This is a genomic window from Nonomuraea sp. SYSU D8015 (assembly GCF_008065375.1).
Classification (GTDB): Bacteria; Actinomycetota; Actinomycetes; order Streptosporangiales; family Streptosporangiaceae; genus Nonomuraea.
Map to the genome: position 1 here is coordinate 1 of NZ_VJYI01000025.1, position 20695 is coordinate 20695.

General features: G+C 69.4%; 15 protein-coding genes. 3 read left to right on the plus strand and 12 right to left on the minus strand.

The features are described from left to right. Positions 1 to 61: 61 nt before the first annotated feature. On the minus strand, positions 62 to 274 hold the full coding sequence (locus ID574_RS48800) for a heavy-metal-associated domain-containing protein (RefSeq protein WP_188195916.1): 213 nt from the start codon (positions 272 to 274) through the stop codon (positions 62 to 64). Positions 275 to 450: 176 nt separating this feature from the next. On the opposite strand from ID574_RS48800, the gene ID574_RS48805 reads away from it, so the two are divergent. After that, positions 451 to 1872 (plus strand): MFS transporter, encoded by a 1422-nt coding sequence (locus ID574_RS48805; protein WP_188195917.1) that lies wholly within the window; start codon positions 451 to 453, stop codon positions 1870 to 1872. Between the two features lie 247 nt (positions 1873 to 2119). Beyond that, on the plus strand, positions 2120 to 2827 hold the full coding sequence (locus ID574_RS48810) for a DUF2267 domain-containing protein (protein WP_223167856.1): 708 nt from the start codon (positions 2120 to 2122) through the stop codon (positions 2825 to 2827). A gap of 62 nt (positions 2828 to 2889) precedes the next feature. Here the strand turns inward: ID574_RS48810 and ID574_RS48815 are convergent, their stop codons facing one another. From ID574_RS48815 to ID574_RS48840, 6 genes are all read right to left on the minus strand, one after another. Continuing rightward, positions 2890 to 3105: a DUF427 domain-containing protein gene (locus ID574_RS48815; protein WP_223167857.1), complete on the minus strand. Its 216-nt coding sequence runs from the start codon at positions 3103 to 3105 to the stop codon at positions 2890 to 2892. 260 nt (positions 3106 to 3365) lie between these two features. Then, entirely contained in the window at positions 3366 to 4190 is an 825-nt protein-coding gene (locus ID574_RS48820; protein ID WP_188195920.1) for a carbohydrate ABC transporter permease, read from the minus strand. Between the two features lies 1 nt (position 4191). Then, a complete protein-coding gene (locus ID574_RS48825; RefSeq protein ID WP_188195921.1) occupies positions 4192 to 5148 on the minus strand; it encodes a carbohydrate ABC transporter permease in 957 nt (318 codons plus the stop codon). 75 nt (positions 5149 to 5223) lie between these two features. Further along, on the minus strand, positions 5224 to 6528 hold the full coding sequence (locus ID574_RS48830) for an ABC transporter substrate-binding protein (protein WP_188195922.1): 1305 nt from the start codon (positions 6526 to 6528) through the stop codon (positions 5224 to 5226). A 136-nt stretch (positions 6529 to 6664) separates the two neighbouring features. Then, complete coding sequence (locus ID574_RS48835; RefSeq protein ID WP_223167858.1) at positions 6665 to 8359, minus strand: hypothetical protein; 1695 nt, start codon at positions 8357 to 8359, stop codon at positions 6665 to 6667. Positions 8360 to 8582: 223 nt separating this feature from the next. Continuing rightward, a complete protein-coding gene (locus ID574_RS48840; protein ID WP_188195923.1) occupies positions 8583 to 9980 on the minus strand; it encodes a hypothetical protein in 1398 nt (465 codons plus the stop codon). A gap of 124 nt (positions 9981 to 10104) precedes the next feature. Here ID574_RS48840 and ID574_RS48845 point away from each other — a divergent pair, with 124 nt between their 5' ends. Further along, positions 10105 to 11571: an extracellular solute-binding protein gene (locus tag ID574_RS48845; protein ID WP_188195924.1), complete on the plus strand. Its 1467-nt coding sequence runs from the start codon at positions 10105 to 10107 to the stop codon at positions 11569 to 11571. 297 nt (positions 11572 to 11868) lie between these two features. Here the strand turns inward: ID574_RS48845 and ID574_RS48850 are convergent, their stop codons facing one another. From ID574_RS48850 to ID574_RS48870, 5 genes are all read right to left on the minus strand, one after another. After that, positions 11869 to 13515: an AbfB domain-containing protein gene (locus ID574_RS48850; protein ID WP_188195925.1), complete on the minus strand. Its 1647-nt coding sequence runs from the start codon at positions 13513 to 13515 to the stop codon at positions 11869 to 11871. A 715-nt stretch (positions 13516 to 14230) separates the two neighbouring features. Next, complete coding sequence (locus tag ID574_RS48855) at positions 14231 to 17128, minus strand: carbohydrate binding domain-containing protein (protein WP_188195926.1); 2898 nt, start codon at positions 17126 to 17128, stop codon at positions 14231 to 14233. Between the two features lie 72 nt (positions 17129 to 17200). Then, the gene (locus ID574_RS48860) at positions 17201 to 18769 is read right to left on the minus strand and encodes an extracellular solute-binding protein (RefSeq protein ID WP_188195927.1); all 1569 of its coding nucleotides are present in this window, start codon (positions 18767 to 18769) and stop codon (positions 17201 to 17203) included. A gap of 33 nt (positions 18770 to 18802) precedes the next feature. After that, positions 18803 to 19666, minus strand: coding sequence for a carbohydrate ABC transporter permease (locus ID574_RS48865; protein WP_188195928.1), 864 nt, complete (start codon positions 19664 to 19666; stop codon positions 18803 to 18805). Next, positions 19663 to 20652: an ABC transporter permease gene (locus tag ID574_RS48870; RefSeq protein WP_188195929.1), complete on the minus strand. Its 990-nt coding sequence runs from the start codon at positions 20650 to 20652 to the stop codon at positions 19663 to 19665. Before ID574_RS48870 ends, ID574_RS48865 begins: the two co-directional genes overlap by 4 nt. Positions 20653 to 20695 lie beyond the last annotated feature (43 nt).

Genomic DNA, 20695 nt, shown 5'->3' on the forward strand with positions numbered 1-20695 from the left:
AGGGCGCCGCCGAAGACGGCGGTCAGCCCCACGACATAGGCGCCCAGCCTGGTTACGGTGTTCATGCCGAAGACGCCACCTCATAGCCGGCCTCCTCGACCGCGGCCACGATCTCCGCCGCGTCGACCGGCCCGTCGCTGCCGACCGTCAGCAGGCCGCTGGCCAGGTCCACCTCCACCGAGGTGACCCCCGCGACCTCACCGACCTCCTCCTTCACCGAGCTCACGCAGTGGCCGCAGGTCATGCCCTTGACGGTGTAGGTAGCGGTAGCCATGTCAATCAACCCTTTCCAGTGATGTTCGTCAGGAACGAAGCCTCAACGTACTATACCCCCCTACCGTACTCAAGACAGCTCACAGCCGCTTGACATATACCCCCTGGCCGTATAAATCTCTCCAGGCATACCCGCCTATACCCTACGGGGGTAAGGCTTACTGACTGGAGAGACTCATGTCCGCACCATCCCCCCGGCGCTGGACCGCCCTGGCCCTGATCGCCACCGCCCAGTTCATCGTCATCATGGACACGTCGATCATCGGCGTGGCCCTCCCCCGCATCCAGGAAGACCTCGGCTTCACCCAGGAAAACCTCTCCTGGGTCTTCAACGCCTACGTCGTCGCCTTCGGCGGGCTCCTCCTGCTCGGCGGCCGCCTGTCCGACCTGTTCGGCGCCCGCCGCCTCTTCGGCGCCGGCTGGCTGATCCTGCTCATCGGCTCGTTCGCGGCCGGCATCGCCCCCGAGGTGTGGGTCGAGCTGGCCGGTCGCCTCATCCAGGGCGCCGGGGCGGCTCTGATCGCCCCGTCAGCGCTCACCCTGCTCATGATGCTGTTCGGCCACGACCCCAAGGAGCTCACCAAAGCCATGGCCTTGTACGGCGCCGCCGCCCCCGCCGGCGGCACCGCCGGGGTGTTCCTCGGCGGCGTGATCACCGAATACCTGAGCTGGCCCTGGGTCTTCCACATCAACATCCCCATCGCCCTCATCGCCCTGTTCGCCAACAGGGCGCTGATGCCCGCCGCCCCCACCCAGCGCGGCTCCATCGACATCACCGGCGCGCTCACCGTCACCGCCGGACTGGCCGCCGCCGTCTACGCCATCGTGCGCGCGCCGGAGGCCGGCTGGAGCTCCGCGCACACCTGGCTGGTTCTGGCCGGTGCAGCGGCACTGCTGGCCGGATTCGTCGCCATCCAGGCCCACCGCCGCGAGCCGCTGATGCGACTGTCCATCTTCCGCACCCCCAACCTCGCCGCCGCCAACCTCACCCAACTCCTGCTCGGCGGCGCCTGGATCCCGATGTGGTTCTTCCTCAACCTCTACCTGCAGCAAGTCCTCGGCTACAGCGCCTTCCCCAGCGGCGCCGCCCTGCTCCCCATGACCATCCTCATCATGATCGGCATGATCGTCCTGGCCCCCCGCACCATCAACCGCTTCGGCCCCAAGACCACGACCCTCACCGGCCTCATCCTGCTCACCACCGGCATGGCCTGGCTGGCATTCATCCGCCCCGACGGCAGCTTCGCCACCGACGTCCTGCCCGCCAGCCTCATCGCCGCCCTCGGCATGTCGCTGGCCTTCATCCCGACCCTCGGCACCGCCATCTCCTCCGCACGCCCCGAAGAAGGCGGCCTCGCCTCCGGCATCGTCAACACCAGCTACCAGATCGGCTCCGCCCTCGGCCTAGCCGCCATGACCGCCATCGCCACCGCCAACGGCGCCGCCCAACTCGGCAACCTCCCCGCCCTGACCAGCGGCTTCTCCGCCGCCTTCGTCGGAGCCGCCGCCATCGCCGCCGCCAGCGCCCTGCTGGCCGCGCTCACCCTGCGCACCCACGCGCCCGCCCCCGCCGACGAGCCCGCCACCATCGCGGGCTGACCTCTCACCACCATCCCGTCCAACCGGCCCGCGGCCGATCGCCGCGCCGATCGAAGCGGCCACCGCGCCCGGCTCCATGAGCCGGGCGCACGGCGTTGAACAGGGACAAAGCGCCCGCCCACCCCCGCTCAATCCCACTCCCGTCCGCGCATGAGCAGGCCCCCTGCTCCGGATGTGACAGGCCGGGCCCGCTGGGTAGGGCGGCTGTGCTGGGCACCTCAGCGTCGCCCACGCATCGGGGGGAATCATGGTCGTCCACTACAAAGAGCTGCTTGCCACCGTCTCGAAGATGACGGGCCTGGATGCCGGTTCGGCCAGGGCCGCGGCCGAGGCCACGGTCGCGGCGCTGGCCTGCGCCCTCCCGGAGGACGATCGCCGGCACTTGCTCGAAGAGCTGCCGGCCGAGCTGCACGACGACTTCCCGATCGCCGGAGAAGCCCGGCACTGGAACGAGACGGAGTTCATCCGCGAAGTGTCCGTGCTCGGCCGCCGGCCGCCGGAGCAGGCGCGGGTCCGGGCCCAGGCCGTGCTCGTGGCCATCGCCGATCAGGATCCCGAGCTGATCGACGAGCTGCACCTCTCCGACGACCTGCGGGCACTGGTCGCGCCGCCCGGGCTGCGCGGCGCGACGGGCCCGGGCGGAGGGCCCGCCCCGCTGACGGACGAGGAGGTGGCGGCCGCGCTCCGCGGTCTGCCGGACTGGACGGGCGATCACAGGGTGCTGCGGCGCACCGTCGTGCTGCCGACAGCCAACCTGGACCGGGTGCTCCACCGGATCCAGCGGATCGAGCTGCCGCCGGGAACACACCGGCCGCAGGTCATCCGGCGCGGCGACTCCGTCGAGCTCGTGCTCCGCACGGCCTCCGCCGACGCGGTCACGGCGCTCGACGTCGAACTGGCCGAGCGGCTGGACGACCTCATCACCACCGCGGCGGCCGGAATCGCCTCCCCCTAGCCGGCACCGCGGCGGCCGGGGTGACCTCGTCTCAGCCCGTCACCGGGGCAGTTCCTCGATCGTCAGCCGGTCGTGCGCGAAGCACACGTATCCGGCCGCCTACTCGCGTCCTCCGGCGGGTCGGGATAGGACCAGGCGACGTCGTCCAGGCGCTCCTCCTCCAGGCGGAGCGACCGGTAGGAGGCCTCGCCCTTGTACGGGCAGACGGCCCGCGTGGGGCTGGGCTCCAGCGACTCCCTGCGGACGTCGTGTGCGGGAATAGGTAGCCGCGCATCCACCACAGCTCACCGTACGCCCACGCCGCGTCCTCCGCCGTACGGCCGCCGGCGCGGATCGACCAGAAGGCGGCCGAAACGGCACGCCTCCACGCCGCTCCTGGGGGACATGTTCGCCATGTCGGTCCCGCCCTCCCGGTTCAGATCCGGCCGTCCGGATTGCTTGCAGCACCGCGGGGAACCGGGCGCGTTCCCCGTCGAGAAGGCCGCTCATCAAGCGCCCATGCCCCGCTTCTCCTGACGGTCGGGATCGAAGACCGGCATTAATCCTTCAGGCCCGCGCTGAGGTCGGCGTTCATCACGTACTTCTGGAAGATCAGGTAGATCACGACAAGGGGGATCATGGACAGGACCGACGCCCCGAGCAGCACCGACCAGTTGACGTTCTCCGCGCCCACGATACTCGCGACGCCGATCTGCAGGGTGAACTCGTTCGGGTCGTTGAGGACCACGAGGGGCCAGATGTAGTCGTTCCACCGCCACTGGAACGACATGATCGCGAGGGTCATGATGATCGGCCGGGAGAGCGGGAGCATGATCCGGATGAAGGTCGACAGCTCCCCGCTGCCGTCGATGCGGGCCGCGTCCAGCAGGTCGCGCGGCACGCTCAGGAAGAACTGGCGGAACAGGAAGGTGCCCGTCGCCGTGATCACCGAGGGGGCCACCACGCCGGCGAGACTGTTGTACAGGCCCAGATCGCGGACGATGAGGAACAGAGGAGAGAGGATGACCTCGCCCGGCAGCATCGTGGTGGCCAGGATGCAGATGGTGAACGCCCGCAGCCACCAGTTGCTGTATTTCGCCAGGGCGTACCCGCAGGTGGCGCTTGTCACGATGGTGATGAGGGTCGCGGACACGGCCACGATGAGGGTGTTGCCGAAGTAGCGGCTGAAGTCGAAGCTCGTCCAGGCCTCGGTGAAGCCGGAGATGGTCGGCTGCTTCGGGAAGATGGTCAGCGGATAGGAGAACAGCTCTCCCGCCGGTTTGAAGGAGCTGAGCAGGAACCACAGGACGGGAATGCCGTACAGGGCGACCATGAACCACAGGGCCGCCGTCGCCCAGACCTTCTTCGGCAGCAGGTTGTCCATCTCAGGAGTCCTTCCGGCGGTTGATGACCAACTGCGCGATAGCGATGATCATCAGAAGCAGCATGAGCACGAAGGACGCCGCGCTCGCGTAGCCGATCTGGGCGCGGCGGAAGCCGGTCGTGAAGATGTACTGGATGAGCAGGTTGTTTTCGGTGCCCGGACCTCCGGCGTTGACCGCCTGGATGAGCGCGTACTCCTTCATCGAGTGCAGGGTGGTGAGCAGGATCACGATGAAGGACGTGGGCGCGATCGAGGGCAGCGTGATGTGGCGGAACTTGGCCCACGAGCCCGCGCCGTCCAGGGACGCGGCTTCGTAGTACGCGGTCGGCACGTTCTTGATGGCCGCGACGAACATCAGCATGTTGACCGCGGTGCTGCCCCAGGCCGCGGCGATGATCACGATGATCAGGGACAGGTTCGCGTTGGACTGCCACGGCACCGCCTCGCCGCCGAGCGCGATGATGACGTAGTTGACGAGCCCGAAGTTCTCACCGAAGATCCAGCGCCAGATGACACCGGCGATGATCGGGGAGATGAGCCAGGGCACGAAGAAGATCACCCGCGCGACCGGCTTGCCACGGCTGTACGGGCTGACGAGCAGCACGGCCGCGCTCAGCGAGGCGACGTACGTCAGCGGGACGACGGCCGCCGTGAAGATCAGGGTACGGACCAGCGCCGCGTAGAACGCCTCGTCGTTCAGCAGCCGCTGGTAGTTGTCCAGGCCCACGAACGGCGCCGAGCCGACGCCCGTGTAGCTGGTGAAGGAGTATCCCAGGCCGATGACGGCCGGCCAGACGAAGAAGAGCAGGAACAGGGCGAGGTTGGACGAGATGAGCAGCAGGGGCGCCAGGGTGTAGCGGTCATGCCGCCGGGTCCGTCGGCGGGACCACCGCCGCGATGCGGTCCGGGCCGGCGTCTCGTTGGCGCGCCCCGCCGATTGCGGCACACTCTCCGCCATTGCGCTCTCCTCCTTCTTCCGCGTTCTTCAGCGCTCGGCCCGCCGGCGCGGGAAAAGTGCCGGCGGGCCGGACGATCAGCCGATCTGCTGGTTGAGTCCCGACACGATGTTGTCGACGGTCTGCTTGATGTCCTGCTGACCGTTGATCAGCTTGGCCATCTCGTCCTTGGTCGGGTCGTCCTGGAGGGCCTTGCCGGCGAGCAGGAGCTTCGTCCCGTTCTGGTGTCCTGAGGAGGAGATCGGGTCCGCCAGCTCGAGCTCCTTGAGGTAGAGCTGGAACGCGTCCAGGGCCGCCTGGTTCTTGAACGGGTAGTTCAGCGTGAGACCGGACTCCACCGGCAGGTAGCCGTTGATCTGCGCGAGCTTCGTGTAGTTCGCGGGCTGGAAGACGTAGTCCACCCACTTCTTGGCGGGCTCGGCCTTGTCGCCGTTGTTGAAGGCGACCACCTTGCCGCCGAGGTTGATGTCGGTGGCGTGGACGGGGCCCGGCGTCGGCGCGCTGGCCCAGTCGAAGCTCGTGATGCTCTCCGCGAAGTCCGCCACCTGCCAGACGCCGGAGAAGTACGCGACGACCTGGCCGCTCTTGAACAGGGCGTTCGGGTCGGCGCCCGCGCCCCAGACGGACTTCGGCATGACCTTGTCGTCGTTCAGCGAGGCGAACTTCGACAGCGCCTGCACGGTGGCGTCGTCGGGGGTGGCGTACTTGTTGTCCGCGCCGAGCTGGAAGCCCTTGCCGCCGTGGCCGTAGATGAAGGCCCTGATGCGCGCGGGGGACTGGTCGTAGACCAGGTCGTACTTGGCGCCCGTGGCGGTGCGGACCTTCTTGGCGGCGGCCAGGAACTCGTCCCAGGTCCAGGTCTGGCTCGGGTCGGCCGGAATCTTGACCTTGGCCTTCTCGAACAGGGTCTTGTTGACGAACAGTCCGGCAGCCGTCAGGTCGGAGGGGATGCAGAGCACCTTGCCGTCCTGGACGGTGAGCAGGTCTTTGTTGATCTTGTTGGCCGGGGCGTTCGCCGTCGCGGCGAGGTCCTGGAGCTGGTTGATCCAGATGGGGTCGAGCGAGGGCACGCTGGCCGCGTCGGGCAGGGAGTTGGCCTGCGCCGCCTGGCGCAGCTTGTCCTGGTAGCCGTCGTAGGGGACGTTGACGATCTCGACCTTGACGCCCTCCTTGGCTTCGAACTCCTTGGCCAGGTCGTGGTAGCCCTGCGCCTGGGCCGCGCTCGCCGAGAGCCAGAAGGTGATGCTCTTGGCGCCGGAGCCCCCGCCCGAGTCCCCGCCGGAGCTCGAACCGCACGCGGTGAGGGCGATCGCCGCGGCGACGGTCACTGGCAGCCAACGCCAGCGCATGAGTCGTCTCCGGGCTGTCGCAGAAGTCGTCATGGCGTCTCCTTGAACGTTGTCTGCCTGTGGCGTGGGACGGTAACTGGAAAGCGTTTGCCGGGTCAATAGTCAGTATGTAAGTCCTTTAAGATCTTCTGACATACATACATCAGGACAAATTACATGAGCTGCGGTTTTATCCCGAGTGATGGGTGGCTGCGAGACGTAAACGCAACCTTCCCGGGACCCTTCCGGCGACGTAAAGCCGCTCTCCCGACACGGCGTCGGTGCCTCCGAGGAACCGGTACTCCTCGCCGGGCTCGTAGCCGGGAGCCGAATGGGAAGCGGCCATCGACATGGCGGGCACCGTGACCGTGATCGAGTCGTCGCCGACGCGGTAGACCGCGGGCTCGCCCGGGTCGAGCTGCCAGGCGTGCTCGTCCAGGGCCATGGCGCCCGTCATCCGCCCGCCGGGCCGGAAGGCCAGCTCCAGCGCCCAGTCCACGGCCGGGCCCGCCAGGTCGACGGTCAGCTCGGCCCCGGTGTCCGTGATGTCGACGTGGACGGCGGTGGTCAGCGTCACCTCGTCCCGCGTGCGCAGGTCGAAGTCCATCGCCGAGCTGAACCGGCCATCGTCCACCAGCCCGTAGTGGCCGCGCGCGTCGCGGTTCTGATCCGTCATCGGCTGGTAGTAGGAGGCCGACACGGATTCCGTGAGCGTCGCGGTCGTGCCCTCCTGATCGCGCTCGACCAGCAATCGGGCGGCGCGGAACGGCCCCAGGCCGAAGAAGACACGCGACAGACGCACGTCCCCCAGGACGGCCGCCCCGGCGAACAGGCGTAGAAACGTCGGGGAGTTCGCCAGCCCGGAACGGATGCGTCTGTGGCGCGGATAGTCGGAACCGCCGAAGACCACGGTCGTCGTCGCGGGCCGATGGTCGACGAGCAGTCCCGCGGCGCCGAAGACGCGTTGCCGCGGTCTCCGGGGCGGGACGGGTTCCGGCAGTTCCCGCCCGATGCCGGGGTCGAGGATCAGTTCCGTGGCCGCGCGCGCCGGTGTGACGACCCCCTGGGACAACGCGAGCCCGGCCGCCCAGGCGAGGTCGCCCCGGCCGCGCAGCAGCGCGATCCGGCGCAGCGGGAGCAGGTAGGGCGCCAGGGGCAGCGGCTGCCGCTGGTCCTGGCGGCGCGACAGCACCGTCTCGACCGACCCGTCCGGCAGCAGCAGATCGAGCGTGGCGTCCAGGTTCCGTTCGACGGCGTCGACCAGGTCGGGACGGTCGAACACCTCGGCGATGACGAGCAGCGACGGGTTCGACACGTACGCGGCGTAGTTGGCGCTGCGTTCGGAGTAGAGCCCGTCGTCGTCGATGTCGACTCCCTCGGCCAGCCACTGGCCGACCCGTTCCGCCAGCGCCCGATCGGGCGCGAGCCGGTGCAGCCTGGCCAGGGCGGCCGAGATCTCCCAGCGGTGGTTGGGAGTGTGCACTCCGCCCCGCGCCAAGGCCGGGGTGACCGCCGTCAGCAGGTCGTCGAGCAGGTCCGCCAGCCTGTGCCCGGCAGCGCCGGGAGGGTCGCGCCGCAGCAGCCGCAGGGCGTCGGCCAGATCGTTGACGCTGAACGCGGAGTCCGGCGGGGAGTCGACGTTGTCGCCGCCGGTGAACAACCCGCCGGGGCCCTGTAGCTCGCGCAGCCGGGCGGCGAGCCGGGCCGCGTGATCGAGCAGCCGGCCGTCCCGCCCGTACGCGACGAGGGCCAGGATCCGCTCGGCCAGCCGGCGGTGTTGCAGGTGACCCCCGCCATCGCCCTCGTTGAGAATCGCCTTGACCTGGCCGGCCAGGGCAGCCTGGACCGCCGCGGTGAACGCGGCGTCAACATGTTCGTCGTTCATCTCTGCATCGATCAGCCATGAGCAGGTTCATCTGGAAGCTGTAGCGGGCCGCGGCGTAGATGTGCGTGCCGTACTCCACGGGCGTTCCACTGTCGTCGGAGGGCGACGATGCCGGCCGCCCGGAGCAGCTCGTAGAGCCCGTGCTTCTCCAGCGCGCCGGCCTGACCTCAAGCAGGAAGGCGGGCAGATGGGCGGGACAGTGGCCGGTTCATGCTGATCTCCTTCAGAGCGGCGAGACCTCGAGGGTGAGGTGGAGGGGGCCCGGATAGCGGATCCGGAAGGGGTCGGGGGTGGCGGCGGCGCCGGTGGAGACGGTCACCGACAGGCCCGGCAGGAGCCAGCGGCCCGCGCCGACGTCGGCCCGGCAGTCCGACTCGAACTCCAGGTCGCCCGCGGCGGTGACCTCGAGCACGCCGTCCTTGGTCACGGTGGCGTCGACGCCGGCGGACGGCATGACCCGCAGCCAGTGCGGCGCGCCGTCGTCACCGCGCCAGTGCACGGTGACCGGGTGGTACTGATCGTCCGCACCGGTCTTGGCGCCGCCGGTGTCCTGGGCGCCGATCATGTGGTGCGGCCCGAGCCACGACGTGGCGATCCGCCTCGGGGACTCGGTGACAGTGGTGCTGACCCAGCGGGGCTCCTCCGGGGCCGGGGCGAGCAGCGCGGCGGCTTTGGGGTGGGCGCCGAGCAGGGCGAAGCAGGGGGCGAAGCACAGGTCGTGCGCGTGGACCGCCTGCGAGGGGTCGCCGGCGGGCAGCGGCGCGCGCTCCAGGCCGTCGGCCAGCGCGATCCACTGGCCGAGCAGGGACACGTAGCCGGACAGGTCCATGCCGTACGAGCGGTCGTACGGACCCGCCAGGTTGCGCAGGCCGGGATGGTAGCGCCTGCCGATCTCCGTCCAGAGGCCGACCTCCATCTCGTCGCCGAGTTCGCGCAGCACCGGCGAGGCGCTGCCGCGCCAGAGGGCCAGCGCGAACAGGTCCACTCCGTAGTAGGTGGGCGAGTTGAACTCGGCGAACGTCCGCGTCCGCCGCCAGATGTCGAAGACCTGCCGTCCCAGGCTCTCGCCGGCCGCGGCCAGCGCGGGATCCCCGCTCCGGACGCCGACCTCGTGCATGAGATGGGCGCTCATCAGGGCGATGTTGCTGTAGTGCGGCGACACCGCGCGTTCTCTGGCGCTGCCGGCCGCCAGGGCCAGCGCACCCGTGATCCGCCGGACCAGGTCGTCCGGCAGCTTCTCGCCGTACTCGCGCAGGACGAGCAGGAGCGTGCAGCCGACGAACTCGCGCCAGTTCGGGTCGTAGTCATTCCACAGGACCGGGTCGGCGGGGGGCTGCGGCTCCTGGGGCGAGCGCCGCCAGGTTCCGTCGTACGGCGTCCCCGGCGCCATGTACTGGTGCGTCAGGACCGACGCCAGGGCCTCGGCGGCCCGCTCGGTGTCGGCCCTCATGAGCAGGCCGAGCGCGTACCAGGAGGTCTCCCTGACGCCATGGGTCCGCCAGGCGTGTGAGGACCTGGCGAGGGAGATCGCGGGGTAGCGCAGGAGCCGCACTTCGGGGTCCCACAGCGAGTCCATCCACGCCATGGCCCGCGCCGCGAGCTGGTGCCCTGGTCCACTCACAGGATCTACCTTTCACCTGTTGTCATGACATTCGGTGATTAGACCTGAGGGAGATGCATAGTGTCAATAGTGGCAAATAGGATGGCAAAAGAACGGCATCGACAGAGTCGACCAAGGGAGCGTGATGTCGCCCAGTCAGCCGCCTCCGCTGTACGAGCAGCTCAAGGCACGTCTGGTAGCGGACATCCGGGCGGGGCGCTTCGGCCCGGACGGCAGGATCCCCACCGAGCAGGAGCTGTGTGAGGAGTTCGGGCTGAGCCGCACCCCGGTGGCCAGGGCGCTGACCGAGCTGGCCCAGGAGGGGATCGTCCTGCGGCAGCGGCGACGCGGCACGTTCGTCAACCCCGCGTGGGCCTGCGGGGCGGCTCCGGCGGAGGAGGAGCAGGAGACGTCCGAGCTGACCGTCCTGGCGACCGGCACGGTCAGCGTCGACCACTTGCGGACGGCGGCGGCCGGCGCGGCCGCCCGGCCGCGGATCCGCACGGTGCGGTTCGACGAGCTCCACGCGGCCTTCCTGCGGGCCATCGCCGAAGGGCGCGGCCCCGACCTGGCCGTCCTCGACTCCGTCTGGGTGGCCGAGTTCGCCAGGGCGGGCTTCCTGACCCCGCTGGAGGAGCTCGACGCCGACGGCTGGCTGGCCAACGAGTACACCCGCGACCTGCTGCCACCCTTCTCCCACCGGTTAGGCGGGCACACGCTGGCGGTGCAGGCGCCGGCCGACGTCACGGGGCTGTGGTACCGGCGTGACACGTTCGAACGTCTCGGGCTCCGGCCGCCCGGGACGTGGGAGGAGCTGCGTGCCACCGGCCGGCTGCTGGCCGGAGGGGGTACCGCCCTGGTGATGCCGGGGGGACGCGGGGCAGGAGAAGAGACCACGTATGCGCTGACCGGGCTGCTCGCCGCCAACGGCGCCCTGGTCCTGGACCAGGAGGGCGAGGTGGTCCTGGACAGCCCGGCGGCCGTGGACACCATGCGCCTGCTCCGCGAGCTGGCCGACGACGGCGTGCTGGCGTCCGGCGTCGTCGACTACGGCAAGGACGAGGCCGTCACGCTGCTGGGCGCGGGCGGGACCGAGATGTGCGTCGGGGCGAGTTACCAGGCCGGGGTCCTGGCGAAGGTGACAGGGCTCTCGCTCGACCGGCTGCACGGCAGGTTCGGCTTCGCCCCGATGCCTCGGGGCCCGGAAGGCCGCTCCGCCGTCATGTGCGGCGGGATGGTCTACGCCATCCCGCGGCAGGCCCGCCGTCCCCTGGCCGCCATGCGGCTGCTGCGTGCGGCCATGGCTCCCGACGCCCTGGCGCGGCTGTGCCTCATCACCGGGCAGCTGCCGCCGCGGCGGACCTCTCTGCAGGCGGCCGCCGCGGTGTCCGCCTTCCACTCCCAGACCGCCGCACTCCTCGACGGCGCCGTCCTGCGTCCGACGAGCCCTGTGTACGCGCTCGTGTCCGCCCAGCTCCAGCTCATGATCGAGGACGTGCTCCGCGGGGCGCGCAGCCCGTCGGCCGCCGTCTCCCGCACCGCGGACCTGATCCGCGCCATCACCATGCCCCCGGACGCGTCACGGCCCGCGGCGGACGGGCTGCGTGCCTGAGACGGTGACCGCGCACCGGCCGCGCCACACGCCCCTCGGCGCGGCCACCACGCCGACCACACGACCGGCTCCGGCCCGCCACCACCGAACCCACCGCCTCCAGGCCGCCGGGCACGGCATGGGGCGGGCACGGCATGGGGCGGGCACGGCATGGGGCGGGCACGGCATGGGGCGGGCACGGCATGGGGCGGGCACGGCATGGGGCGGGGCTGGGCGCGGGCCGAGGCCGGTGCAGGTTCGGTTTCGGTTTCCGGGTGGCCTCGGCTCGCGGGGACGTGGTGCCGCCCGGGGGTGGCGTCACGCCCAGGCGGTGGCCGCTCTGAAGGAGCTGTCGTCGCGGAACAGGGCGGTGCCGTCGTAGGCGTCCACCCACAGCTCATAGTTGCGGTGGCGGAGGTAGCGGCCGGGGAAGTTGGACGCCTCGAGGCGGACCGTGCCGCTCGCCGTGCCCGGGTGGGCGTAGAAGGTGGCGTCGGCCTTGAAGGTGGCCGTGCCGTCGTCGGCGGCCAGGCGGACCCGGTAGTCGGAGTGACGCAGGTACTGGCCGTTGGCGGCGCGGAAGGAGTAGCCGTTCGGGGCGGCCAGGCCGGGGACGATGGTGAAGGTGGCGTCCTGCCTGGTCTGCGCGTCGCTGGCGGCGGTGACCTCGTGCAGGTAGCCGAGGTGGTTCTGGTGCCTGATGTAGCGGGTGGAGAAGTTCACCGACTGGAGCGATCGGGCGCCCCCGGTGGGCAGACCGGCCGTGCCCGGGGAGCGGGTGCAGGTGAGGGTGCCGAAGCCGAGCTGGTCGAAGCCGCCGCTGGTGGTGCCGTAATCCCCGCCGCCGCCTTCCGGCCGGATCTGGGCGACGAATGCGGCGGAGTTCGGCATGGGCAGGCCGCGCCTGATGGCGTAGTGGTGGTAGACCGTCTCCCAGACGGGCCGCACCTGGCCCCGGCCGGCCGCGGAGATCACGGTGTGGGTCTGCTGGGCGCAGTTCTGGCCGGTGCCCCAGGTGTAGGGGGTGAACGGGACGTCCTCGCCGAGGTTGTACGTGGCGATGTACTCGCACGCCTTCATGAACCGGTTGTCGGCGTACCCGTACAGGTCGATGCCCTGGTTCCAGGCCATCTCGCAGAAGGCGCCCATCTGGCCGACGCCCATCATGGTGTGGCCCTGGTCGCGGCCGCTCTCCTGCCACTGGGCCAGCCCGCCGCTGTGCAGGAACGGGATGGCGTGCATGATCGAGCCGTTGCCCGCCCCGTTCTTGAAGTAGTCGACGGCCCGGTCGATCAGGTCCTGGCGGTCGCAGAGGACCCCGATGGCCAGGATCGAGTTCATGGTGCACAGATCCCAGTTGGCCCAGTAGTTGGTGATGCAGGCGTCGTTGTGGTTGCGCAGGAAGGAGTCGTTGAGCGGGTAGAAGACGTTCAGCATCATCCGCTGGAACCTGGCCAGGTCGAAGCCGCCGTAACCCCGCATGATCTCGCCCACGTTGGCGAACTGGTAGCCGTAGATTCCCGCGGCCAGGAAGCGGTCGGCGTTGCCGGTGACCGTGGTGAGCGTGTTCGACCAGGCGTTGAGGATGTCGCGGGCCTTGTCGCCGTGCGCGGTGCTGCCGCTGACCTTCCAGCGCAACGCGTTCTGGTAGGCGGCGTGGATGTCGTTGTAGAGCTGGGGATAGTTCTGGCCGTCGCCGCCCCGGATGATCGTCGCGGTGGGGCGGGGCGTCCAGGCGCTCTGGGAGTGGGGGTTGGCGACCAGCCGGTCCCAGCCCGCCTTCCACGGCTGCGCTCCGGCGTTGACCATGGAACGCATCCGGTCGAAGTCGGCCTGGGTGTGCAGGAGGCCGGGGTGGACGGCCGCCAGCGCGGTGCCGGTTCTGGAGAGCACGGCCGCGCCGACGCCGGCGGCGAGTCCTGTTTTGAGGAGGTTTCTGCGGCTGAGCAGGTGGGGGGATGTCATGCCATACCTCTCCTCTGGTTGGGGACCCGGGTGTGCGGCGGGTGTGTGCTAGGTGAAAGCCGCCGCACACCCGGGAGCTCAGGTGGCCTTATAAGGCGTTTCGCATCGCTTGGTTCTCCAGGGATCGGCCAAGGCGGAGAGAAGGGCTCTCGATGGCCGGATTCGAGGGGTGAGGGGCTGCACGGGGCACCATCGGCCCGTGTGATAGAAACCGGTGCCTAGAGGCTAGATCCACTCCCTGACCACCACAAGCCCTCGTTATACCAGCGTTACAAAACGCGAAACCGACGGATGCGGCACTGGAATGCCTACATTTCCGCATGCCAGCGCCCATATGGCACGCTCCAGACGACGGCGCTCCCCCGCGGTCTCGGCGCTCGCCGCGACCTGGAGCCGCCGACCCGCCCTTTCACCGGACCAGTCCACCTTTGCCATGTGGCATGGCATAGAAACCGTTGACACGAACCGCGGGCCACGCGAAAGGCGCCGCGCGCCGGCCCGGAACTCCTGCTCCTGGTCGACGAGGCCGGTCACCGGCGTCAACCCGGCCTCGGCCAGCTCACGAGGTGGTCGTCCTCGTAGCGGCCGAGGCCGTCCTGTCGGCCAGGTCCATGGTGACGTAGCCGACGTCCAGGTCGGCCGGCGGCAGGTGCATCTTCTCGACGGCGGCGGTGCGGCATCCGGCGCGGCGCAGGGCCTTGAGCTCGTCCCCTGGTCAGTCCTCCAGGAGGTGGAGGACCACGGTGCTGAGGGGCTTGACCTCGACCAAGCCGCCGAGCCGGATCTCCTGCCCGGTGACGAGGTCGCGGGCGCGGCCGGGGCCCGTGGTGTAGAGGCGACGGGAGCGCTCGGCGTCGGTGTTCATGCCGATCAGATACCGCCCGTACGCGCACCGGTAGAACTGCGCCTTGCCGACGAACAGCGTCTCGACGCCGGGGAAGTCCACGCCGAGCGCCGGGTCGGGCACGTCGGCGGGGTGTGGCGCGACCTTGAGCACCTCCCCGGCGAACGCCTGGTGCAGCTCCGGTCCGGGCGGTGGGAAGCCGCCGGGTGGGATGTGCGAGGCGGCCGGGTCGTTGATGGCGAAGTTGAAGCAGACCCAGTCCTGCTCGGTCCAGGTGTCGCCGGTCGGGGTGACGGAGCTCTGCTGGCGGAGGGTGGCGACCCGGTGGGTGTCGGGGGTGATGTGGTGGACCCTGGCCAGGTTGTTGACGGCCTGCCGGGCCCTCCAGTAGAGCGAGGCGAAGAGGATCTCCTTCCCGTTCTTGATCGCGACGACGCCGTTCTCCTCGTCGGAGAAGACGAAGCCGGGCGCGTCCCAGTCCATCGGGAACCCGTGGGGCTCGCCCGCACGCGCGCTGAAGGCGGGCCAGTCCCGTGCGAGCAGCCGCAGGGCGACCACCCCGACCCGCGACCAGGTGTGGTTCTGCAGGAGGTCGAGGCTGCCGAAGAACTGGTTGTCCGCCACCATGCGCCGGCCTCGGCCGACGATGGCGGGGTCGGAGAAGACGCCGGAGGCCATGAGCGGGTGGCCGTCCCAGTCCACCCGCTGGGCGTAGGTGACGATGCCGGGATAGTGGTCGTCCCGCCAGCCGACCGCCGCCTCCAGGCGCATGGTGCGGTAGCCGTCGTTGTCGACGTCGGGGTAGCGGAAGACGGCCCGCGCATTGATCATCTTGACCAGCTGGGCCTCGAGCTCGGGGTCCTTGACGCCGTCGAAGCGGGTGACCGCCTCGTACAGCTGCACGAGCCAGCAGGTGACCTCGCCGTAGCTGCCGACGTAGCCGAGTTCCTTGGTCAGCCCCTTCCTGGTGGTCTGGTAGAAGTGCTCGCCCAGCGGCTTGCTGGGGGTGCCGGAGGCGTCCTCCCTGCCGACGAAGGGCTTGAGCCCGACGGCCTGGTGGATGTAGTCGCGGGCCTTCTCCTCGGTCAACGGCGCTTTGTCTGGATTTATCAGCATCAGGCCGCGGTTGCAGCGGTAGATGCCGAGCGCACAGATCTGCACCTGGTTGCTGTAGTGCGGCATGTGCTGCCGCCAGTAGGAGACGGACTCGGCCATCATCTTCGTGTACGCCTCCCGCCGGACCGGCAGGTCCCCCTGGTCGGGCTCGGTGGCGCCGTCCAGCGGGGTGACCTCGACGTCGTCGAACCAGGCGGTGCCGCCGCCCTGGACCCGCACGTCCAGCCGGAGCTCGGTGGCGGTGGCCGGGGTGGTGAGCTCGGCCGTGATCTGCGTCCAGTCCCGCGTGCCGGTGGGCGCGTAGAACTTGTTGTCGGTGCCGACGATCTTCCCGGCGGAGTCGTAGAAGAGCACGTCGAGGTAGGCGCCGGGGGCGACGACGCTCTCGGTCTTGACCCAGACGCTGTAGCGGTGCCTGCCCTGGCCGATCAGCGTGCGGTTCTGCGAGGTGCTCCACCCGGCCGCCGCGCCCGCGTCGGCGACGATCTTGACCGAGCGGAGGCCGCCGCGCTTGACGGTGTCGTCCCAGAGCCAGGTGGCCGTGCCGGCCCATCGGGCGGTGGTCCAGGAGGCGGGCGCGGTGCCGCCGCGCTCGAAGCCGGGGTTGGGCGCGCCGACGGTCCTGGCCCCGATCCGCCGCTCCAGCCGGTCGCCCAGGACGTCCTTGAGCAGGACCAGCACGTGCCCGACCTTGCCGAAGCCCTCCCACTGCTGGTCCGAGGCGGTGAGCACGGTGGGGTCCTTGAGCCACCTGGTGTAGCGGGCGTCGATGGCGCCCAGCACCTGGTCGATGGCGTCCGGGTTCCGGTAGGCGGGGCTGTCCGGGTAGAAGTAGCCCTCGGCCAGACTCAGGTAGGCCCAGGAGTCCATCGACGCGGCGTTGCCGCCCAGCCAGTTGCGGTGCTCGTTGAGCACCCTGGCCTTGATCTTGTCCAGGACCTCGGGGCCCGGCGCGGGCCGGGAGGCCACCTCGGGCGCGGGGCCCTGGATGTCGTCTCCCGGGAAGTACGGCTCCTGGTGCGTGTAGATCCGGTAGAAGGGGCGGGTCGGCCGGTTCAGCGTGCGGTAGAACTCCGCGGCGTTCTGCCCGTACCCCCAGACCCGGCCCATGCCCCGGATCTCCAGCGTGACCTGCTCCTTGTCCTTGGTCATCGCCTCGGGCAGCGGCAGGGTGTGGTAGTGGAAGCGGCCCGGCGAGTGGGCGTCCAGGCTGAGGATGTCGAGCGGGTCGACCGCGCCCAGGTGGTAGTGGCCGACCTGCTCGCCCTCGCAGAAGAGCTGCAGCCGGGACTGGTCGGCCTCGGTCGGGGCGCGGTCGCCGCCCCAGAGCTTGATGGTCACGTACGTGGTGCCCTTGGGCGCGCACTTGACCGTGCAGGCGACGGTGCCGCCCCAGGCGCTCGCCGGCGTCTGGGGGTTGAGCACGCGGGCGCTCTGGCCGAGCGCCCCCGCCACCACGTCCGACCCGGTCGGGGTCACCGCGTGGGCGGCCTCCGACGCCGCGTCGCCGAAGACCACCACATCCAGCGGCCGGCGGCCGGCGCCGGTCGTGGCGGCCGACGCGGGGCCGGCCAGCCAGTTCCCGCTCGCGGCGACCGCGACTCCGGCGCCGGTCGCCCGTAAAACGGCACGCCGGGACAGCTCATGCTTCATGGGAGGTGTTTCCTTTCTCGGTGTGAGATCCCCCGTAAGGCGGCCGAGCCGCTGCCCCGGCGTGCTCGTGTCCTACTGGCCCTTGAGGTAGGCGTCGGCCTGCTTGGCCATCTCCGCCTGGAGCTTGGCCAGGCCGGCCCGGTCCAGCGCCTTCTTCAGCTTGTCGAGGCCCTGGTCGACGTCCACCGCGCCGATGAACAGCGGGTTGGCGAACTGCGTCATGGCCGCGGTCACCTGGGTGTTCTCCCGCTTCACCGGCTCGGGGTCGGGGACGAAGCTGGCGTACGGGTCGACGGTGAAGTTGTCAATGTTCTGAGCCCAGTCGAACCACTTGGTCTCGGACTCGGTCATGTCCTTGATCCGGCGCTCGAGCTTGGCCCGCCACGCGAGGGCGAAGCCGGGGAAGGTGTAGGTGGACAGCTTCTCGTACTTGTCCTCGCCGATGGCGTTCCAGTCCTTGCCGGGGATGCCGTAGTTGAGCAGGTCGTGGTTCTCCTTGATGGACACCCAGTCCTGCAGCTGCATGGCCTTCTCGTTGCTCTGGCCCTTGGCGTTGAGGACGACGAAGTTGTCGCTCTGGAAGGTCTGGTAGGGCTTGGCGTTCTCGCCGCCCTTGAGCGGCATCACGTTCGAGAGCATCGCGCCCGGCACGTTCTTGGTCAGCTCGGGCAGCGCCGTGGAGGACAGGCCGTCGGTCATCGCCCAGCCGGTGGCGACGCGGCCGGCCTTGAACTGGGAGTCGAGCGCCTTAGAGTCGAGGGTGAGGGCGTTCTTGTTGATCAGCCCGTCCTGGTAGTACTTGCGGATCAGGCGCAGCGCGTCCACCATGCCCGGGGCCTCCCACCACGGGATCGGGTTGGACGACCCGGTCGTCTTGCCGTCGGCGGCCAGGACGAAGTTGAGCGAGTCGCCGGTGAAGGAGGCGACGCTCACGGCGGGGTTGTCCCACATGGCGGGGTTGAGCCAGCCGACCGGGTTCCACGCCACCAGCAGCTTGGGCATCCGGGAGCTGATCCCGATCGGGATGATGTCCTTGTTCTTCTGCTTGACGTCGTACCAGAACTTCTCCAGGCCCGCGAAGTCGGTGATGTCGCTCATGCCGAGCTTGTCGGCGAGGTCCTGGCGGATGCTGAAGTGGTGGAAGCGGGCGACCGAGTTGATCTGGGGCAGGCCGTAGAGCTTGCCGCTCCACCGGTTCAGCTCGATGATCTTCGGGTCGATGGTGGCGGTCAGGTTGGGGTACTTGCCGCTGGACAGCAGGCTGCTCAGCTCGACGATCGAACCGCTGGCCGCCAGCTGGGTCATGTTGAGCCAGCGTGCCTGCAGCGCGGTGTCGAACTTCTCACCGGCGGTGAACTTCAGCAGCGCCTGCTGGCCGTAGCTGGTCCACGGGATGAACTGCGGCTTGATGGTGAAGCCCAGGTCGGCCTGGAGCTTCTTGTTGACCTCGGCCAGGACGGGGTCCCAGCCGGCCGGCACGTCGCCGGGCAGCAGCATGCTCATCGTGAGCGGGCCGCTGCCCTGGCTGCTGCTGGCCTGGGGCGAGGGGGAGTCGTCGGCGCAGGCGGCGAGGAGCGCGGCGAGGGACAGACCGCCGCCGGCGGCCAGCAGGCCGCGCCGCGACATCATGGGGTTGGACACGGTAACTCCATAAAGGGGTGGGGGGAGCGGAATTCAGCCCTTGGTGGCACCGAGGGTGATGCCCTTGACGAAGTAGCGCTGGGCGAAGGGGTAGGCGAGCAGGATCGGGCCGATGGCGACGGCGGTGAGGGCCAGCCGGAGCTGGTAGACGGGGGTGGCCGCCTCCGCGAGCTGCGGCAACATCTGCGTGAACGAGATGTTGGAGATCAGGTTCTGCAGGACGAGCGGGAGCGGGGCCTTGTGCGGGTCGTCGATGAACAACAGCGCCATGAACCAGTCGTTCCAGTAGTGCACGGCGTAGAAGAGGCCGACGACGGCCAGGATCGGCTTGGACAGCGGCAGCGCGATCGTGAAGAAGATGCGCAGCTCGCCCGCACCGTCGATCTTGGCTGATTCGAAGATCGACTCCGGCAACTGGCGGAAGGCGCTGACCTGGACGAAGACCAGGAACGGCATGACCAGCAGCGGCAGGATGACCGAGAAGTAGCTGTTCTGCAGGTGGAGGTACTGCGTGACGAGCAGATAGAGGGGCACCAGGCCGCCGGAGAACAGCATCGGCAGGTAGGAGAAGATGGTCAGCGGCCGGCTGATGCCGGGCAGGCGGCGGGCGATCGCCCAGCTCAGCCCCGAGGTCACCGCCAGCGACAGCGCCGTGCCGACGCCCGTGATGAAGAGGCTGGCGAGGTAGGCGTCGAGCACCGCCGGACCCGTGAGGATCATCTTGTAGGCGGTGAAGTCGAAGTCGGGGAAGAGGCTGTAGCCGGTCGTGGCCAGCTTCGTCTCGCTCGTGAACGACCCTGAGATGATCATCCAGAAGGGGATGGCGCAGGCCAGCACGGCGAACGAGACGCCGATGATGCTGACGATCGTGAACGGTTCCAGCTTTCTGGTGCTCATAGGATGCTGGTCTCCTTGGAGTACTTGCGCTGGATCATGACGGCGATCACCACGAGGATGAAGCCGACCACCGACTGGAACAGGCCGATCGCGGCCGTGGTGCCGAAGTCGCCGAGCTGGCGCAGGGCGCGGAAGACGTAGGTGTCGATGACGTCGGTGTTCTCGAACAGGGTGCCGTTGTCGCCGATGATGGCGTAGATGGTGCCGAAGTCGCCGTAGAAGATCCGGCCGACCCCCAGCACCAGCAGCACCGCCGCGGTGGGCTTCAGCAGCGGGAGGGTGATGCGCCAGGCCATCTGGGCGCGCGAGGCGCCGTCGATCATGCCGGCCTCGTAGACCTCCTCGGGGATGCCCGTGATGGCGGCGAGGAAGATGACGCTCAGGTAGCCGCCGAGCTGCCAGATCTTCACCACGGTGAGGATCCACGGCCACGGCCCCGGCTCGGTGTACCAGTCCACCGAGGGCAGGCCGAAGACGCTCATGGCGTCGTTGACCGCCCCTCCCCCGCCGGTCGCCCCGGCGAGCAGCACCTGAAGGATGATGCTGATCACGACCGGGGAGACGAAGTAGGGGAAGAAGACGACGGACTGGGAGACCCGCTTGAAGAAGGTGCTGCGGATCTCGTTCAGCATGATCGCCAGGAGGATCCCGGCGGCCAGCGTCGCGCCCAGGAACAGGACGTTGAGGAAGAGGGTGTTGAACAGGATCCTCGCCGCGTCCCCGGACTCCAGGAAGTAGCGGAAGTTCTCCAGCCCGTTCCACGGGCTGTCGAAGATCCCCAGGTTGACGTCGAACTCCTTGAACGCCACCACCAGGCCGGCCATCGGCAGGTAGTTGAAGACCACGAAGTAGACGACCGCCGGCAGCGCGAGCAGCCCGACCGACCAGGCCGCGCGGGCCGCCGGCCCTCGGGTCCGGCGTCTGCGCCGGGGTGGCGCTGAAGGCGGTCTGGTCTGAGGTTCTTGCCTCGTCTGTAGCGTGCTCATCACCGAAGTCCCGTCTGAGGCGGCAGAAGGTGCGCTCAAGGTT

What these genes read in the sequence shown, in the direction of transcription:
- ID574_RS48855 (WP_188195926.1), bottom strand. Translation starts at nt 17,128, where the DNA reads ATGAAGCATGAGCTGTCCCGGCGTGCCGTTTTACGGGCGACCGGCGCC.
- ID574_RS48870 (WP_188195929.1), bottom strand. Translation starts at nt 20,652, where the DNA reads ATGAGCACGCTACAGACGAGGCAAGAACCTCAGACCAGACCGCCTTCA.
- ID574_RS48835 (WP_223167858.1), bottom strand. Translation starts at nt 8,359, where the DNA reads ATGAACGACGAACATGTTGACGCCGCGTTCACCGCGGCGGTCCAGGCT.
- ID574_RS48805 (WP_188195917.1), top strand. Translation starts at nt 451, where the DNA reads ATGTCCGCACCATCCCCCCGGCGCTGGACCGCCCTGGCCCTGATCGCC.
- ID574_RS48865 (WP_188195928.1), bottom strand. Translation starts at nt 19,666, where the DNA reads ATGAGCACCAGAAAGCTGGAACCGTTCACGATCGTCAGCATCATCGGC.
- ID574_RS48830 (WP_188195922.1), bottom strand. Translation starts at nt 6,528, where the DNA reads ATGACGACTTCTGCGACAGCCCGGAGACGACTCATGCGCTGGCGTTGG.
- ID574_RS48825 (WP_188195921.1), bottom strand. Translation starts at nt 5,148, where the DNA reads ATGGCGGAGAGTGTGCCGCAATCGGCGGGGCGCGCCAACGAGACGCCG.
- ID574_RS48810 (WP_223167856.1), top strand. Translation starts at nt 2,120, where the DNA reads ATGGTCGTCCACTACAAAGAGCTGCTTGCCACCGTCTCGAAGATGACG.
- ID574_RS48820 (WP_188195920.1), bottom strand. Translation starts at nt 4,190, where the DNA reads ATGGACAACCTGCTGCCGAAGAAGGTCTGGGCGACGGCGGCCCTGTGG.
- ID574_RS48845 (WP_188195924.1), top strand. Translation starts at nt 10,105, where the DNA reads ATGTCGCCCAGTCAGCCGCCTCCGCTGTACGAGCAGCTCAAGGCACGT.
- ID574_RS48850 (WP_188195925.1), bottom strand. Translation starts at nt 13,515, where the DNA reads ATGACATCCCCCCACCTGCTCAGCCGCAGAAACCTCCTCAAAACAGGA.
- ID574_RS48800 (WP_188195916.1), bottom strand. Translation starts at nt 274, where the DNA reads ATGGCTACCGCTACCTACACCGTCAAGGGCATGACCTGCGGCCACTGC.